17 protein-coding genes are annotated in these 15,683 nt (G+C 71.1%); 14 read left to right on the forward strand and 3 right to left on the reverse strand.

All coding sequences use genetic code 11. The features are described from left to right. Positions 1–349: 349 nt before the first annotated feature. Positions 350–781, forward strand: coding sequence for a hypothetical protein (locus ACIBW6_RS22275; RefSeq protein ID WP_399062185.1), 432 nt, complete (start codon positions 350–352; stop codon positions 779–781). Here ACIBW6_RS22275 and ACIBW6_RS22280 read toward each other — a convergent pair. Continuing rightward, complete coding sequence (locus ACIBW6_RS22280; protein WP_399062188.1) at positions 759–2,093, reverse strand: helix-turn-helix domain-containing protein; 1,335 nt, start codon at positions 2,091–2,093, stop codon at positions 759–761. The two genes, ACIBW6_RS22275 and ACIBW6_RS22280, sit on opposite strands and share 23 nt — an antisense overlap. A 286-nt stretch (positions 2,094–2,379) precedes the next feature. Here ACIBW6_RS22280 and ACIBW6_RS22285 point away from each other — a divergent pair, with 286 nt between their 5' ends. The 13 genes from ACIBW6_RS22285 to ACIBW6_RS22345 all read left to right on the forward strand — a co-directional run bounded on the left by ACIBW6_RS22285 (position 2,380) and on the right by ACIBW6_RS22345 (position 13,885). Beyond that, positions 2,380–2,793, forward strand: a complete 414-nt coding sequence (locus ACIBW6_RS22285; protein WP_399062190.1) for a hypothetical protein — start codon at positions 2,380–2,382, stop codon at positions 2,791–2,793. A gap of 79 nt (positions 2,794–2,872) precedes the next feature. Continuing rightward, positions 2,873–4,135 carry a glycogen synthase gene (glgA, locus tag ACIBW6_RS22290; protein ID WP_399062192.1) on the forward strand — a complete coding sequence of 421 codons (1,263 nt, stop codon included), beginning with the start codon at positions 2,873–2,875 and terminating at the stop codon, positions 4,133–4,135. Positions 4,136–4,235: 100 nt separating this feature from the next. Beyond that, positions 4,236–5,423 (forward strand): low temperature requirement protein A, encoded by a 1,188-nt coding sequence (locus ACIBW6_RS22295; RefSeq protein WP_399062194.1) that lies wholly within the window; start codon positions 4,236–4,238, stop codon positions 5,421–5,423. A gap of 16 nt (positions 5,424–5,439) precedes the next feature. Beyond that, positions 5,440–5,907, forward strand: coding sequence for a nuclear transport factor 2 family protein (locus ACIBW6_RS22300; RefSeq protein ID WP_399062196.1), 468 nt, complete (start codon positions 5,440–5,442; stop codon positions 5,905–5,907). Between the two features lie 22 nt (positions 5,908–5,929). Further along, the gene (locus tag ACIBW6_RS22305) at positions 5,930–6,385 is read left to right on the forward strand and encodes a nuclear transport factor 2 family protein (RefSeq protein WP_399062198.1); all 456 of its coding nucleotides are present in this window, start codon (positions 5,930–5,932) and stop codon (positions 6,383–6,385) included. Positions 6,386–6,445: 60 nt separating this feature from the next. Then, positions 6,446–7,141 carry an SDR family NAD(P)-dependent oxidoreductase gene (locus ACIBW6_RS22310; protein ID WP_399062200.1) on the forward strand — a complete coding sequence of 232 codons (696 nt, stop codon included), beginning with the start codon at positions 6,446–6,448 and terminating at the stop codon, positions 7,139–7,141. A 129-nt stretch (positions 7,142–7,270) separates the two neighbouring features. Continuing rightward, complete coding sequence (locus tag ACIBW6_RS22315) at positions 7,271–7,579, forward strand: muconolactone Delta-isomerase family protein (RefSeq protein WP_362498847.1); 309 nt, start codon at positions 7,271–7,273, stop codon at positions 7,577–7,579. Positions 7,580–7,628: 49 nt separating this feature from the next. Then, positions 7,629–8,096 (forward strand): nuclear transport factor 2 family protein, encoded by a 468-nt coding sequence (locus tag ACIBW6_RS22320; protein WP_399062202.1) that lies wholly within the window; start codon positions 7,629–7,631, stop codon positions 8,094–8,096. Between the two features lie 39 nt (positions 8,097–8,135). Next, positions 8,136–9,395: an MFS transporter gene (locus ACIBW6_RS22325; RefSeq protein WP_399062204.1), complete on the forward strand. Its 1,260-nt coding sequence runs from the start codon at positions 8,136–8,138 to the stop codon at positions 9,393–9,395. 116 nt (positions 9,396–9,511) lie between these two features. Beyond that, positions 9,512–9,961, forward strand: a complete 450-nt coding sequence (locus ACIBW6_RS22330; RefSeq protein WP_399062206.1) for a nuclear transport factor 2 family protein — start codon at positions 9,512–9,514, stop codon at positions 9,959–9,961. A gap of 31 nt (positions 9,962–9,992) precedes the next feature. Then, positions 9,993–11,435: an ankyrin repeat domain-containing protein gene (locus tag ACIBW6_RS22335; protein WP_399062207.1), complete on the forward strand. Its 1,443-nt coding sequence runs from the start codon at positions 9,993–9,995 to the stop codon at positions 11,433–11,435. 110 nt (positions 11,436–11,545) lie between these two features. After that, a complete protein-coding gene (locus ACIBW6_RS22340) occupies positions 11,546–12,334 on the forward strand; it encodes an SDR family oxidoreductase (RefSeq protein ID WP_399062208.1) in 789 nt (262 codons plus the stop codon). A gap of 132 nt (positions 12,335–12,466) precedes the next feature. Beyond that, complete coding sequence (locus ACIBW6_RS22345; protein WP_399062209.1) at positions 12,467–13,885, forward strand: MFS transporter; 1,419 nt, start codon at positions 12,467–12,469, stop codon at positions 13,883–13,885. Positions 13,886–13,949: 64 nt separating this feature from the next. On the opposite strand, the gene ACIBW6_RS22350 is transcribed toward ACIBW6_RS22345, so the two are convergent. Together ACIBW6_RS22350 and ACIBW6_RS22355 are read right to left on the reverse strand one after the other, a co-directional pair. Continuing rightward, positions 13,950–15,179: a cation:proton antiporter gene (locus tag ACIBW6_RS22350; protein ID WP_399062210.1), complete on the reverse strand. Its 1,230-nt coding sequence runs from the start codon at positions 15,177–15,179 to the stop codon at positions 13,950–13,952. 4 nt (positions 15,180–15,183) lie between these two features. Continuing rightward, entirely contained in the window at positions 15,184–15,669 is a 486-nt protein-coding gene (locus tag ACIBW6_RS22355; RefSeq protein ID WP_399062212.1) for a cation:proton antiporter regulatory subunit, read from the reverse strand. Positions 15,670–15,683: the final 14 nt, after the last annotated feature.

Raw genomic sequence — 15,683 nt, forward strand, 5'->3', positions numbered from 1 at the left:
CATGGTAAGCGAGCGCTTTGACTACTTGTCAAGTAGCGAGTCATTTCACGTGCACCGAGTATGACTACCTCGTTGACATTCAAGCCATCAAAAAGTCAATCTCGGTCGGTCACCGAACAAGGAGTCGACTATGACGCAAGGTCAGATCGCCCCGCCGGGCAGCCCGACCCGGCTGTAAGGGGCCGAGGCGCGGCGAGTTCACCGAACTGCCCCGCACCCTGGTGCGGCCGGGGCCCGTCCGGCCGGTCTTCCCGCTGCTGCTCGGCGGCTCCACCGAGAAGGCCTGGACGCGGGCCGGACGCCTGGCCCAGGGCTGGGTCAGGGCTGGGTCAGTCCGGGCTTCGTCACCGTGGCGGAGGTCGCCGATGCCGCGACCGGGGCCCGGGCCGCCGCCGAACGCGCCGGGCGCTCCCCCGACGAGCTGCGCATCGTCGTGCGGGCCACCGTCTTCCTCGGCTCCGAAGCGGCCTCCGGTCGCGCCCCGTGCAACGGTTCGCTCGGTCAGATCCGGTCGGACATCGAGCAGATGCACGACGCCGGAGCCACCGAGGTCTTCCTCGACTTCACCTTCGATCCGCGCATCGTCGGTCCCGACGCCGATCCCGCCGACATGTCGATCATCCTGGAGGGCGAGCTGTGGGTGGTCCTGGAGGACGGCTCCGAGACCCGGCCGGCCCCCGGCAGCTGCGTCGTCCTGCGCGGCAACCGGCACTCCTGGGTCAACCGCAGCGCCGAACCGGCCGTCATGGCCAGTGTCTTCATGGGTGTGCGGGCTCGCTGACCAGGCCGGGCAGACCGGCGTCGGCCAGCGCCTGCTGATACGCGGCCGCGGCCTCGGCGGCCTGCCCCCGCTGCTGCCAGATGTCCGCGATCCGGCGCCAGGCCGCGGCGGACGAGCGGGCCGGGGGCAGCTCGCGCAGGTGCTGGGCGGCGGTCCGCAGCGTCTTCTCGCCCTGGGCGTCCTCCCCCGCGTCGAACTGGGCCCGGGCCAGTACGGCCCGGGCGAGCGCCGCTTCCGCGCGCGGCTCCTCGCCCAGCAGGCCGAGCGCCTTGGCCGCGTGCACCTGTGCGTCACCGGCCCGCTCCAGCCGCAGGCACGCCGAGGCCAGCGCGGTCTGCGCCGTGGCCTGTTCGAGCGCGGTGCCCACCTCCACCAGCTGCGCATGGGCGTGCTCCAGCAGCCGGTGGGCTCGCTCGGGGTCGGCGGGCGCGGCGTCGAGCAGGAGCGTGCCGTGCACCTGGCGCAGCAGGGCGTGGTGGCGTACGTGGTCGCTCTCGGCGAGCAGCGCGCGGGCCCGCTCGGCCAGGGCGAGGGCCTCGTCGGTCCGGCCCTGGGACCGGGCCACGAGCGCGGCGTTCCAGTAGATGTCCCGCTGGGCCGTCCGGCCGCCTCGGTCGTCGGCGATCCTGGTGAGGCGGTCGGCCAGGAGGCGCGCCCTGGCCAGGTCGCCGCGGGTGCGGTAGCAGTCGACCAGGGCGGCCCCGAGCTGGAGGTGGTCGTCGGTGGCGTCCAGGCCGAGCCGGTCGAGCCGGCGCAGTGCGCGCTCGCCGGTCTCGACGCTCAGGACCTGGTCGCCGAGCGCGTGGTGGCAGCGGCACAGGGCCGTGGCCAGCAGGCTCCACTCCGCCGATCCGGCCACGCACGAGGGGTCCTCGTACAGCAGGGTGAAGGCCTGGACGGCGGCTTCGAGGCGGCCGAGCCGCTCCAGCGCGAGCGCCTGGCCCAGGCGGACCCGGCGCACCAGGGCGTCCGGCAGGACGGGCGCGGAGGCGAGGACCTCGCTGAAGGCCTGGAGCGCCTCGCCGTGGGCGCCGTTGTGCAAGGAGAGGTCGGCGAAGGCGGCCTTGAGCTCCAGCTCGCGGGTGCGGGTGTCGTCCTGACCGGTGAGCAGATAACCGGGGGTGCAGCCGAGGCGCTCGGCGAGCAGGGCCACGACCGCCGCGGAGGGTGTCCGCTTGCCGGACTCGATCAGCGAGACGTAGCTCACCGAGACGTCGTCGCTGGCGAGGTCCTGCTGTTTCAGACCGCGAGCGCGACGCAGCTCGCGCAGCCGTCGGCCGGTGCCTTCACCGTCTTCGGCGGTGCTGTCCACAATGTCTCCTCGGGGCCTGCTGCGGGTGCCTGCCGCGTACCGTCGGCGGGTGCTGCCGCTGGGTGCTGCTGCTGGGTGGTACCGGGTCGGCGAGATTTTACAGGAAGTTTGACAATTGTCTCCATCTCGGGTGAAGGAAGTCACATCTTCGGTGCTCCCGCCGCCGGGCCACGGCGACTTCAGGTTGTCCGACTCCGCTTGTCGCGATCTCTTCCGGCCTTGACTATGGTCACGCCGAGTGACGGCAGCGGGACGACTGCCTGCGGGTGCGAGACAGGAGTGGGGCATGTTCCGACCGAATGGGCGTGCGGCCTTCTTCGACCTGACCCATCCGCGGCGCTCGGCACATGAGGACATGGCGCTGCGGGACGCGCTGGCGGGCCACCGGGCCGAGGGCGACCTCGTCGTCCTGGTCGTGGAGGCCGGCCGGCCGGTACCGGAGCAGCTGTCCGCCGGGGGGACCCTGCTGCGGCTGCCCCCCTCCGCCACCCGCGACCTGGACACGTGCACGTCGGTCGTCGAGGCGATGACCCGGCTGTGCATCGATCCGGCCAGCTGTTTCGGCTACGGGGACCCGTGCGCCGGGACCGGGCTGCTCAGTGTCGTCGGGAACCCGCGCGTCATCGCCTGCAGCGCGGACAGCAGCAGGCTCGCCCAGGAGCGGGGCTGGCCCGTCATCGCGCCGCCGTCCGCCGTGTAGCGCCGGGCCCGGATGCCATCGGTCCGCACGAGCCGCGCGCCACCGCCCGCCACCGACCCACGGACCAAGGGAAGTCGTCATGTATGTGCAGCCGCCCGCCGCCCCTTCGCCGCGCCTCCGTGTCGACCTGCTCACCAAGGAGTTCCCTCCGTACATCTACGGAGGCGCCGGTGTGCACGTCGCGGAACTCGCGAAGGAGCTGCGCGCCCTGGTCGATCTGCGGGTGCGCTGCTTCGGTGCGCCGCGCGACGAACGGCACGTGAGCGCCTACGCGGAGCGCGAGCTGCCGGGAGAGCAGAACCCCGCTCTGCGCACCCTCGGCGTGAACGTCGAGATGGCCGCGGCCTGCGCCGGGGCGGACCTGGTCCACAGCCACACCTGGTACGCCAACGCGGCGGGCCGGCTCGCGCAGACGCTGTACGGCATCCCCCATGTCGCCACCGCCCACAGCCTGGAGCCGCTGCGCCCCTGGAAGGCCGAACAGCTGGGCGGCGGCTACGCGTTGTCGTCCCTGGTGGAGCGGTCGGCGCTGGAGAGCGCGGACGCGCTGATCGCCGTGTCGCACGGCATGCGCGAGGACATCCTGCGCGTGTACCCCGAGGTGGATCCCCACCGGGTGCACGTGGTGCACAACGGCATCGACACCCGGGCGTACCGGCCCGACCACGGCACCGCGGCACTGGAGCGGTACGGGGTCGACCCCGACCGGCCCCTCGTCCTGTTCGTCGGCCGCGTCACCCGCCAGAAGGGGCTGCCCCAACTGCTGCGCGCCGCCTTCGCGTTCGACCCCCGCGCCCAGCTCGTGCTCTGCTGCGGGCAGCCGGACACCCCCGAGATCGCGGCCGAGACCGCGGCGCTCGTCGACGAGCTGCGCCGGGTGCGGGACGGGGTCGTACGGATCGACGGCATGCTCGACCGGACCTCCCTGCTGCAGTTCCTCACCCATGCGTCCGTCTTCGTCTGCCCGTCCCTCTACGAACCGATGGGCATCGTCAATCTGGAGGCCATGGCCTGCGGGACGGCGGTGGTGGCCACCGCGACGGGCGGCATCCCGGAGGTGGTGGCGGACGGCGGGACGGGGCTGCTGGTCCCCGTCGAGCAGGAACAGGACGGCAGCGGCACGCCCCTGGACCCCCGGCACTTCGCCGCCGACCTCGCGGCCGCGGTGAACCGGCTCCTCGCCGACCCGGACCACGCCGCCCGGCTCGGCGCGGCCGGTCTCGCGCGGGCGCGCACGGAGTTCGGCTGGGACGTCGCGGCGCAGCGGACACAGGCCGTCTACGACTCCGTGCTGGAGCGTCGCGGCGACGGCCCGCGCCCCGACCTCTTGATGTCTGTGTGATCGCGTTGACCGCACCACCACTGCCGCCATTACCTTCGCAGACATGTCTCACACGACTTCCGTACGAGATGTAGAAGGCGTCCCGGTTGGTTCGGAATCGATGCCGGCCCCGCATTCCGAGGGCAGGGCAGAAGAACCCGCGAAGTTCGCTGTCTCGTCCGCGGAACCCTCCCCGAAAAGCGGAGCCCGGGTCACGACTCTGGAGCTCTTCTTCGACCTGGCCTTCGTCTTCAACTTCACACAACTCGCCCGGGTGCTCAGCCGGGACATGACGCCGCGCGGCGTCGGCCAGGTACTGCTGATCTTCTGGCTCCTGTGGTGGATGTACGGCGGGTACGCGTGGCTGACCAACCACCTTCCGCCGCACCGCCGTCACCACCGGGTGCTGCTGCTGCTGGGCATGGCGTCGTTCCTGGTCATCGGTCTGGCCACGCCCAACGCCTTCCACGGCAACGGCGTGGCGTTCGGCATCGGCTACCTGGTGATCGTCTCCGTGCACGCCGCCCTCTTCGCCTTCGGCGGCCCGGGAGCCGCCCGCAACATGCTGCGGATCGCCCCGTTCCACACGGTGGGCGCCGCCCTCATCATCTGCGCGGGCTTTCTCGACGGCTGGATCGTCTACGCCCTGTGGATCACGGCCGTCGGACTCGAGGTCATCGCGCCCGTGGTGACCGGCGTATCGGGCTTCGAGCTCAAGCCGGGCCACTTCGTGGAGCGGCACGGACTGCTGATGATCATCGCGCTCGGCGACTCGTTCCTCGCGCTCGGCATCGGCACCGACGGTGGCCAGACCCCGCCGTCCGTGGTGACCACCGCCGTACTCATCTTCGTCATCCCGGCCGGTCTGTGGTGGGTGTACTTCGACGAGTCGGAGAAGGCCTACCGTGCCGAACTCGCGTTGGAGCGCCAAGAGGCGGTGCCCCGTTCGCGCTTGGCGCTGGCCGCCTTCTTCTACGCGCACGTCCCGATGCTGCTGGGGCTGATCCTCATCGCCGCGGCCGTCAAGAAGACCATCGTGCACCCCTACGATCCGCTGGGCCTGGCCCCTTCCGTCGCGCTGGCCGGCGGTGTCGCGCTGTATCTCGGCGGCATCGCCTGGTTCCACGGAATTCTGAAGATCGGCCCGCAACGTTTCCACTTCACCGCCGCGTTCCTCGCCGTACTGGCCATTCCGGTGGGCCATATGAAATCCGCGGTGGCCGAAGTCGTCCTGCTCGGTGTCCTCATCGGCGCCGCCCTGCTCAGCGATCATCGCTGGACCAAGAAAATGGCACATCTCTACCACTGAAAAGGAAGTACACGCCGTGAGTTCCGTGGCCGACCGCCTGGACATCGTCGAGACGTGTACCCGCATGGGCTGGTACATCGACCAGCGCGAATGGGGGTCGCTGGACGGTGTCTTCAGCGACGAGATCATGCTCGACTACACCAGCCTCAACGGCGGTGAGCCGGGCCCCGTGTCCAGGAAGGACCTGATCAGCGCCTGGTCGGGGCTGCTCGGCCAGTTCGCCGCCACCCAGCACCTGCTCAGCAACTTCCTGGTCGACGTGGACGGCGACCGCGCGGTGGCGACCGCGATGTTCCAGGCCACGCACCGCATGCCCAACGAGCACGGCGGACCGCTGTGGACGCTCGCCGGCACGTACCGCATCGGCCTGGAGCGGACGGCGGAAGGCTGGCGCATCGACGGCATCGTGATGACGGCCACCTGGGCCGACGGCAACCAGCATCTGTTCGCCCGCGCCGCGCAGGCTCAGTCCGACAATTCCTGAGCGGCGACTTCGAGGAGAGTCCATGAGCAACGCCACGGAAGAGACCAGGAAAGTCGCTCAACGGTGGTTCGACGCACTGACATCGGGCGACTTCGACACCGCCGTCGACACGCTCGCCGAGGACGTCGAGTGGATCAATTACATTCCTGTCCCCAGTTACAACGACGACATGAAGTGGATAGGCACCCACCGCGGCCGGGACGCCGTCCTCGCCACGCTGAAGATATTCCACGACGCGGTGGACGTGCGGGGCGAGAAACTGGTGAACCTGGTGGTCGACGGGTGTGAGGCCGCGGGCGTCGTCCATGAACTGTCCAGCGTGCGGGCCACCGGCGCCACGTTCGAGATCGAATTCGTCCAATGGCTCACGGTCCGCGACGGCCGGATCGTCCGCTGGAAGTCCTACACGGACCCGTCTCCCATCATCCGTGCCCTGCGCGACGACAGTGCCCTGCAATCCGGGCACGTGGCCGTCTGACGTCCTCTGACGTCCAGGGACACTCCCTTCACACTTGTTGCCCACAGAGGAGTTCGCACAGTGAATCCGGTACGCCCCCGGACCGCGCTGGTCACCGGCGCGAACCGCGGAATCGGTCTGGAGACCTGCCGTCAGCTGGACCGCGCCGGCCTCGACGTCGTCCTGGGCGCCCGTGACCTCACCCGCGGCACCGCGGCCGCCAAGGCGCTGAGTGGTGCCCGGACACGGGCGGTGGAGCTCGACGTCACCGATGCCGACAGCGTCCGTCGCTGCGCGCAGCGGCTGACATCCGACGGGGTCGAGGTCGACGTCCTGGTCAACAACGCCGGCATCTACCCGACCACCGGGTTCTTCTCCCTCGACGAGAAAACGCTGCGCGAGGCCCTCGACGTCCACCTGATGGGCGCCTTCCACCTGTGTCAGGCCTTCGTGCCCGCGATGGTGCGGCGCGGCTTCGGCCGCGTCGTGAACGTCTCCTCGGGGGGCGGCGCCCTCACCGACAGCGTGCCCTCACCCGCCGCCTACGGGATCTCGAAAGCGGCGCTCAACGCCCTGACCCTGGTGGTCGCCGCCGCAGTGCCCGACACGGTCAAGGTCAACGCCGTCTGTCCCGGCTGGGTCCGCACCGACATGGGCGGGAGCGCCGCCCCGACCAGCGTCGAGGACGGCGCCGACACCGTGGCCTGGCTCGCGCGGCTGCCCGACTCCGGACCCACGGGCGGCTTCTTCCGCAACCGCCGCCGGATCGACTGGTGAGCCTGTCCTCGGAGTTCAGATAGTAGAGGGCTCCTTTTTGGTACCGCTTGCGGCCTTCTCTCATGATGTTCGGTAATCGCCGCATCGGACCGATCCCGGCGAACCTTCCACCGACCCCAGGGAGTTCCCGTGCTTTTCTACGTCCAGATGAAGTGGAACCACGAGGGCCGCATTTCGCTCGACGAGCTGTGGGAGCTGGAGCAGGACGAGGCCGAGCACGCGCAGGAAACCGTCGACTCGGGCTTCTGCGTCGGCATCTGGAAAGTCGCGGCACAAAAGCGCGTCATAGCCATCATCGACTCTCCGGATGCCGAGGAACTCGACCGAACCGCTCTCGGCCGGCTGCCGATGCGCGAGTACCTGGAATTCGAAAAGGTCTGGCCCCTGCGCGATTACGTCGGTTTCGCCGACGACGTCAAGCAGCGCTACAAGGTCTGAGGCCCGACGCCACCCGTTCGCGTATCCCCACACCTCCGGGAGAAGACACATGCGCCGCATCATCCTTTCGCTGGCGTCGGCGGCCCTGCTGCTCACCGGCTGCTCGGGGGCCGACAACGAGCCCGCGTCCTCGCGGGCGTCGGTCACGGCACCGGCCGCGACGGTGCAGCGGGCCGTGGGCGAACCGGGCAGCTCCGCGAAGAACCCGGTGGCACAGCGCTACGTCGACGCCGTGGCAGCCGAGGACGTCGACGCTCTCGCCGCCGCCTTCCACGAGGACGCCGTCCTCCATGAGCCCGGCCGGACATTCCGCGGCCGCGACGCGATCCGGGCGTGGGCCGCCGACGAAGTCATCGGCGGCCGGCTGACGGTGCTGGACACCACCCCGAAGCGGGGCGGCACCACGCTGCTCCTGCGCTTCGCACACAAGGGGGAGAGCGGCGACGGCTTCCGGGCCACCTACGAGTTCACCGAGCGGGCCGGTCTCATCGGGCAGCTCGACCTCGCATACGCCTGATGAACCGCCCGCCCCTCCTCCCAACCAAGGACGCCTACCATGAGTGACCTCGCAACGCCGGGCGGCCGGCCCGGCAGCCGGTTCGCACTCGCCGCCCTCGGCCTCGGCTCCTTCGTCGTCGGGACCGCCGAGCTCGTCGTCGTCGGCGTGCTGAACCTGATCGCCGACGACCTCGAGGTCTCCGCCGGGACTGCCGGTCTCCTCGTCACCGCCTACGCGCTCGGCATCGCCGTGGGCGGGCCGCTCCTGACCGCGCTGACCATGCGACTGTCACGGCGCACCGTCCTCCTGCTGGCGCTCACCGTTTTCGTCGCGGGCAACGTCGTCGCCGTCCTCAGCGGCGTCTTCGGGTTGTTGTTCGCCGCGCGGGCCCTCTGCGGCGCGCTGCACGGACTGTTCGTCGGCGCCGCCACCTCCGTGGCCACCGGCCTGGTTCCGGCGGACCGCCGCGGCCAAGCCGTGAGCCTGGTCTTCGGCGGCATCTCCGTGGCCACCGTGCTCGGTGTCCCGGTCGGGACCCTGGTCGGGCAGAGCCTCGGCTGGCAGGTGACGTTCCTCTGTGTCATCGGGCTGGGCGTGCTCGCCCTGGCGACCGTGGTGCTCACCGTTCCCCGTGCGAGCGGTCCGAGCACCGAGAACCTGAGTGCCCAGGCCCGCCACGCCTTCGCACCCCGTGTGCTGGCCATGCTGGCGGCCTATCTGCTGCTGATGGGGTCCCAGTTCGTCGCCTTCACCTATCTGACGCCGTACGTGGAGGACGTCACCGGCATTCCGGCCGGGGCCGTCAGCGCCTTCCTGTTGATCTTCGGTGTCTGCAGTGCCGTCGGCACCTTCGGCGGCGGCCGGTTCGCCGACCGGAACGCCTCCCGCACCCTGCTGATCGGCAACCTTGTGCTGATCGCCGCGCTGGGTGCCCTCTATGTGTTCGGCGACAACGCCGTCCTGGCCGGTCTCATCCTCGCCGTCTGGGGTCTGGTGGGCTTCGGCGTGACGCCCTCCCTCCAACTGCGGGTGATCTCCCTGGCCGGTGAGGGCCGGGACCTCGCGGCCACGCTGGGGGCGTCGGCGGCCAATGCCGGCATCGCGCTGGGAGCCGCGCTGGGCGGCTGGGCGCTCTCCGCGCACGGCGCGGACGACGTACCCCTGGTCGCCATGATCGCCCTGGTCGTCGCGCTCCCGGTGGTATGGGCCACACGCTTCCTGACCGTACCGCCCCCGGCCGGCTCCGCTGCGCGGACGCCGCCGCAGGAGCCGGAGCGGGCGCACCCCTCGGGCGGACTCATCGGCACGACCCGCTGACGGCCCCCTCGGGCGCCGCGCCCGGCCCCTCCTGTCTCCCCCTCCCCCGCGACCCCTGACCAGCCCCCTTCTCCTCCCGTTTCTTCTCCCTTCTCCCCGCGAAAGCGAGAGCACTGATGACCACTGAGGCTTCCCCGTCGGCGGCAGAGCAGAACATGGCCCTGGTCGACCGGTTCTTCGAGACCTACGCCGCGTACGACCTGGAGACCATGCGCAAGGAGATCCTCGCGCCCGACGTGCGGTGGCACATCCCGGGCAGGCACCCGCTGGCCGGCACCCATGAGGGCGTCGACGAGGTGATCGCCTTCTTCGACCGGCTCGGCAGCGCCGGCTTCAAGGCGGACCGCATCTACTTCGGTGCCGACGACCACCACGTGGTCGACGTGCACCGGGGGTGGAGCGAACTCGGCGACGGCCACGACATCGACATGACCTGGGTCCTGCTCTGGCGCATCGCGGACGGCCGAGTCGTCGAAGCCACCAACTTCGCCCAGGACCAGGCGGGCGCCGACACCTTCTTCCACCACGCCTTCCGCCTGGCGCCCGTGTCGCAGCGCCTGGCCTGAGGCACCCACACATCACGGAGGCACCGCAGACATGGACACACAGCGCACCCGTAAGGTGCTGGAGGAGTGGTTCGCGGCGATCGGCCGGGGCGACTTCGACCACGTCCTGACCACGCTCTCGCCCGCCGTCGTCTTCGAACTGCCGAAGGACGAATGGAACTCGGTCATCGACTACCTGGGCGAGCATGTCGGCCGCGACGCGGTCGCCGAAGCGTTCCGCGTCCGGGGCGAGACGACGCAGGTCGTCGAGTACGAGCTGCGCGAGCTCGTGGCCGAGGGGGCGGTGGCGTACGCGCGCGTCTTCACGAAGGCCTTCCACACGCGGACGAAGGTGCCCTTCGAGATCGAGGACAGCCACCGTCTCGAACTCGACGAGCAGGGGCAGATCGTTCGCTGGAAGGTCTACTTCGATCCCGCAGGTGAGGTCGCCGCGTTCAAGGCGGACCTCGACGAGCGGCTGCTGTCGGCGGTCGAGCGCCAGGACGGTCCCGCGGTGCGGCGGCTCCTCGGCGACGGGGCCGACCCCGACCGCCGGGACCCCGGCTCGGGTCTGACGACCTTGCAGGCGGCCGCCGGGATCGGTGCCTCCGGGATCGTGCGCGAGCTGATCGCGGCCGGCGCCGACGTGTTCACCACCGACAGCCGCGCGGGCGCCACCGCCCTCCACAAGGCTGTCCAGGGTGGTGACCTGGAAACCGTACGGGTGCTGGTGGAGGCGGGTGCGTTCGTGGACGCGGTCGCCGCGACCACCGGACACACCCCGCTGATGGACGCGCTCTGGTACAAGTGGCCCGCTGTCGTGGGCCATCTGCTCGACGCGGGGGCGGGCCTGGGGCTCTCCACCCACTACGGCTTCTCGATGCGCGAGCACTTCGAGTACGAGCTGAACGTCAACACGCGCGGCAAGGAGCAGTTGCTGGAAGCCGAGCGGCTGCTGAAAGAACGGACCGCGCACGACGAGTCGGAAGCGGCCGAGCAGCGGCTCATGGCCGCGGTCACGCGGGGCGATCTCACCGCCGTCCGGGCGGAGTTGCGCGGCGGGGCGCAGGTGGACCGTCGCTTCCCGGTCGTCAACGGATTCAACGACGCCCATACCCCCCTGCTGGTCGCCAGCCGGGACGGCCACACGGACATCGTGAGCGAGTTGCTCGCGGCCGGCGCCGACGTGAACGCCGTCGAACCGACCTTCGGTGCGGTACCGCTGCACAAGGCGGTCTACAACGGCCACGCCGACATCACCGGCCTGCTCGTCCGGGCCCCGGGGATCGACCTGGACCACCAGGGCGCGACCAACGGCTACGCGCCCCTGCACGACGCGCTGTGGCACGGCTACGAGGATTGCGCACGCGTGCTGATAGCCGCCGGTGCCCGCACCGATCTGCGCGGCCACGACGGCAAGTCGCCCCACGACATCGCCGTCGCGACCTTCGGTGCCGGGCACCCCTTGGCCCTGGAGCTCGCCCGGGAGAGCTGACGCACCGTCTCCGCCCACCGCTGACCCGGGTGGCCGAAGGACCCGCTCATACGGGTCCTTCGGCCACCCGTTTCCGTCCCTCCCTACGGCCGACCCCAGATCGGAGCACCATGTCCTCTCACCCCTCATCGGCAGTCCCGGACAGCGAGGGGCGTTCGGCGCCGCTCGACGGCCGGGTCGCCGTCATCACCGGCGCCTCCGGCGGCATCGGCGCCGCGGTCGCCCACCGCCTGGCGCAAGACGGCGCCGCGGTCGCCCTGCTGGCCCGCCGACAGAGTGCGGTCGAGGCCGTCGCCAAGGAGATCACCGCCGCGGGCGGCGTCGCGCTGGCCCTGGTCGGCGATGTGACGGCCGCCGAGGACCTCGCCGACGCCGCCCGCCGCACCGGCCAGGAGCTGGGCACCCCCGATCTGTTGGTCAACAACGCGGGGGTCATGCACGCCTCACCACTGGCGGACCGCCGGTTCGACCAGTGGCGGGACATGCTGGACACCAACGTCCTCGGTGTCCTGAACACCACCGCGGCGTTTCTCCCGGCGCTGGTCTCGGCCTCCGCCGCCGGACGCACGACGGACATCGTCAACGTGTCGTCCATCGCGGGCACCACGATGTTCGCCCCTGGCTATGCCGTGTACAACGCCTCCAAAGCCGCTGTGAGCGCGATCTCCACGACGCTCCGCGCGGAACTGCTGGAGCACCGCATCAGGGTCACCGACCTGCGGCCGGGACTGGCCTCCACCGACGTCGGCCGACACCTGCCGCAGGACGTGGTCGACCGTCTGCACACCGAGCACCGGGCCCTGCGCCCCGCGGAGGTCGCCGATGTGATCGCCTACGTCGCCGCGCGGCCGGGCCATCTCGCAATGCCCTCACTCGTGGTCGCGCCGTTGACTCAGTGACGCCGCTCGACCGCCCCACCGTGTCCTCCCCCTCGACATGGACACAGAAAGCCGAGGAACCCCATGGCACTTGACCCATCCGCCCGCACCGGACCCTCGTCTCCCGGTGCGGCGTCCGCGGACCCTGACGCCGTGCCACCGGACAACCGCGAAGGTCGGCACCGAGGCGCGCTGGTCCTGCTCTCCGCCGCCCTCGCGCTCGACGTGAGCGGTGTGGCCGTCATCAACTCCGCGCTGCCGGCGATCGGCGCACGCTTCGACGCCTCGGGCAGCACGCTCCAGTGGGCCATGACCGCGTACGCCATCACCTTCGCAGGTGTCCTGCTGCTCGGTGGCCGGGCGGCCGACATCATCGGACGCCGCCGGATCTTCGCGCTGGGGGTGGCACTGTTCGCCGTGGCGTCGTTGGCGGCCGCCCTCGCGCCGGCCCTGCCCGTGCTGATCGCCGCCCGCGCGCTGCAGGGTGTGGGAGCCGCGCTGTCCGGCCCGGCGTCGCTGGCCATGCTCAGCCAGATCTTCCCGGCGGGCCCCCGGCGCAACCGGGCCCTGGCGGTGTACGCGGCGACGGGGGCGAGCAGTTTCAGCGCCGGTCTCATCGCCGGTGGCGTGCTCACCGATCTGTTCGGGTGGCGCTCGGTCTTCGTCGTCAGTGTCGTGGCGAGCGCGCTGGTGCTCGTTCCGGTACGGCTGTTGCTGCCCGCAAGCACCCCGCAGCGCAGCTCGCTGGACCTGCCCGGGGCGCTCCTGGTCACCGTGGGCCTGGCGTTCCTCGTGTACGGCGTCACCAGCGGCAGCGATCACGGCTGGGCACAGGCGCAGACGGTGCTGGCCCTGGTCCTGGCGCTCACCGCGCTGGCCGGTTTCGTTCTGCGTGAACTGCGGGCGCGAGACCCGCTGCTGCCGTTGCAGATCTTCCGCAGCAACCCGGTCAAGGCCGCGACGATGACGGGCGCGGCGTACTACACGGGCGTGAGCGGGCTGCTCTTCTTCGCGCCGCTGTACATGCAGGACGTGCTTGGCTACTCACCGTTCCAGTCGTCCCTCGCGGTGGTCCCCATGGGGCTCATCGTGATCGTCAGCTCGCATGTCACGGGGCGGTTCATCACCCCCGCCCACTACAAGCGGCTCATGGCGGCGAGTCTCGTACTGATCGGCGCCGGGGTCGCCCTGTGGGCGCTGACGCCGCAGGACGGCTCGTACGGGGTGAACATGCTGCCCGGGATCGCGGTCATGAGCGTGGGCCAGGGCATCGGGTTCGGGGCGATGACGTCCGCCACCCTGGAAGGCCTGCCCGCGCACCGGCACGGTGTCGCGGGTGCGGTGAACGTGACCGCGCAGCAGGTGGGCAGCAGCGTCGGCGTGGCGGTCCTGGTCGCCGTCGCCACGGCTGCCGACAGCGGTGACGGGACAGGGGGGCGGCTCGCCGGCTTTCACGCCGGTTATCTGGCCGCCGCCGCCGTCTGTGTGCTGACGGCGCTGCTCGTGCTCGCCCTGCGTTTCCCGGAGGCGGCGCAGGACGGCGCGGAGGACGGGACGGCGCTGCACGGCTGACGCGGCACCGTCGGCGGGCAGGCCACCCGGACCGGGTGGCCTGCCCGCTGCCCGATGACGGGACTCACCGGCGCGGCGCGCTCTCCTCAGCGATGCGGACCTGCGGTTCCAGGGGCATCGGTGCGGCGCGCCGGCTGCCGGACAGCGCCGTCAACCGCTGCGCCAGCGGTTCCATGAACCGGGCCGCCGGCGGTCCGAGGACGACCAGCAGGAGCACGTAGGCCGTGGCGAAAGAGCCGAGGGCGGGGTCCATTCCGGAGGAGACCGCGAGCCCCGCGATCACGATGGAGAACTCGCCGCGTGCGACCAGCGCACCGCCGGCCCGCCACCTGCCCCGCGTACCGATCCCGGCCCGCCGCGCCGCCCAGTAGCCCGTGGCCACCTTGGTCGCCGCCGTCACCACAACCAGCACGAGGGCCGGCAACAACACGGGCGGGATGGTGGCGGGGTCGGTGTTCAGGCCGAAGAAGACGAAGAACACGGCGGCGAACAGATCCCGTAGCGGCATCAGCACGTGGTGGGTGTGCTCGGCGACCTCGCCGGACAGCGCGATGCCGACCAGAAAGGCGCCCACCGCCGCCGAGACCTGCAGACGCTGGGCGATCCCCGCCACGAGGAGCGTGGTGCCGAGGACCACGAGCAGCAGCTTCTCGGGGTCGTCGCTGGCAAGGAAACGGGAGATGACCCGCCCGTAGCGCACCGCGGCGAGCAGCACGAGACCGACGGCGGCCAGGGCGACGGCCAGCGTGAGGCTGCCCGCCAGCAGGCCGGAGCCGGCCAGCACCGCGGTCAGGATCGGCAGGTACAGGGCCATCGCCAGGTCCTCGAGCACGAGGATGCTGAGGATGACCGGGCTCTCCCGGTTGCCGAGCCGTCCCAGGTCGCCGAGGACCTTCGCGATGACCCCGGAGGAGGAGACCCAGGTGACGCCGGCGAGGACCACGGCGGCCACCGGGCCCCAGCCGAGCAGCAGCGCCGCGGCGGCGCCGGGGACCGCGTTGAGCAGGAAGTCGACCCCGCCCGCCGGGGCGTGGGTCTTGAGGTGGCCGACCAGGTCGGCGGCCGTGTACTCCAGGCCCAGCATCAGGAGCAGCAGCACGACCCCGATCTCGGCGCCGACCTCGATGAACTCCTCGCTGCCGCCCAGCGGGACGATGCCGCCCGCGCCGAACAGCAGCCCTGCCATCAGGTAGAGCGGGATCGGCGAGAAGCGGCAGCGCACGGCGAACCGGCCGAGCAGGCCGAGGGCCAGGACGATGGCGCCGAACTCGATCAGGAAGACCGCGGAGTGCACGTGATCAGCCCCGTTCGAGGATCTCGTGGGCGCCGTCCACGCCCTCCCGGGTGCCGATGACGATCACGACGTCGCCTCCGTGCAGCCGGAACTCGGGGCCGGGCGAGGGGACGGCGTGGGAGCGGCGCATGACGGCGACGATGGAGGCGCCGGTGTCGGTGCGCATCCGCGTCTCCCCCAGGGTGCGCCCGTTCCAGTACGAGGTGCCGGTGATGGTGATCTGCTCGGCCAGCAGCCCGAAGTCGCTGGTGTGCAGCAGGTTCGGGCTGTTGCGGCCGGGCAGCAGGGCGTCGGCGAGGGAGAGTGCCTCGGCGCCGGTCAGTTGCAGGGACAGGCCGCAGGAGTCCGGGTCGTCGTCGTGGTGCACGTTCAGCGTGCGTTTGGTGTCCCGGTGGGCGATCACCGACAGGGTGTCGTGCCGGCGGGTCGTGAGCTCGTACTGCACCCCGATACCGGGCAACGGGGTGGTCCTCAGGCGGGGAGCGGGCATCGTGTCTCCTTGGG

The organism is Streptomyces sp. NPDC049813, from assembly GCF_044465085.1.
Lineage (GTDB): Bacteria > Actinomycetota > Actinomycetes > Streptomycetales > Streptomycetaceae > Streptomyces.

Excerpts from the sequence above, each read along its gene's own strand:
- ACIBW6_RS22320 (WP_399062202.1), top strand. The coding sequence starts at position 7,629 with ATGCGCCGCATCATCCTTTCGCTGGCGTCGGCGGCCCTGCTGCTCACC.
- ACIBW6_RS22340 (WP_399062208.1), top strand. The coding sequence starts at position 11,546 with ATGTCCTCTCACCCCTCATCGGCAGTCCCGGACAGCGAGGGGCGTTCG.
- ACIBW6_RS22295 (WP_399062194.1), top strand. The coding sequence starts at position 4,236 with ATGCCGGCCCCGCATTCCGAGGGCAGGGCAGAAGAACCCGCGAAGTTC.
- ACIBW6_RS22305 (WP_399062198.1), top strand. The coding sequence starts at position 5,930 with ATGAGCAACGCCACGGAAGAGACCAGGAAAGTCGCTCAACGGTGGTTC.
- ACIBW6_RS22325 (WP_399062204.1), top strand. The coding sequence starts at position 8,136 with ATGAGTGACCTCGCAACGCCGGGCGGCCGGCCCGGCAGCCGGTTCGCA.
- ACIBW6_RS22355 (WP_399062212.1), bottom strand. The coding sequence starts at position 15,669 with ATGCCCGCTCCCCGCCTGAGGACCACCCCGTTGCCCGGTATCGGGGTG.
- ACIBW6_RS22335 (WP_399062207.1), top strand. The coding sequence starts at position 9,993 with ATGGACACACAGCGCACCCGTAAGGTGCTGGAGGAGTGGTTCGCGGCG.
- glgA (WP_399062192.1), top strand. The coding sequence starts at position 2,873 with ATGTATGTGCAGCCGCCCGCCGCCCCTTCGCCGCGCCTCCGTGTCGAC.
- ACIBW6_RS22330 (WP_399062206.1), top strand. The coding sequence starts at position 9,512 with ATGACCACTGAGGCTTCCCCGTCGGCGGCAGAGCAGAACATGGCCCTG.
- ACIBW6_RS22285 (WP_399062190.1), top strand. The coding sequence starts at position 2,380 with ATGTTCCGACCGAATGGGCGTGCGGCCTTCTTCGACCTGACCCATCCG.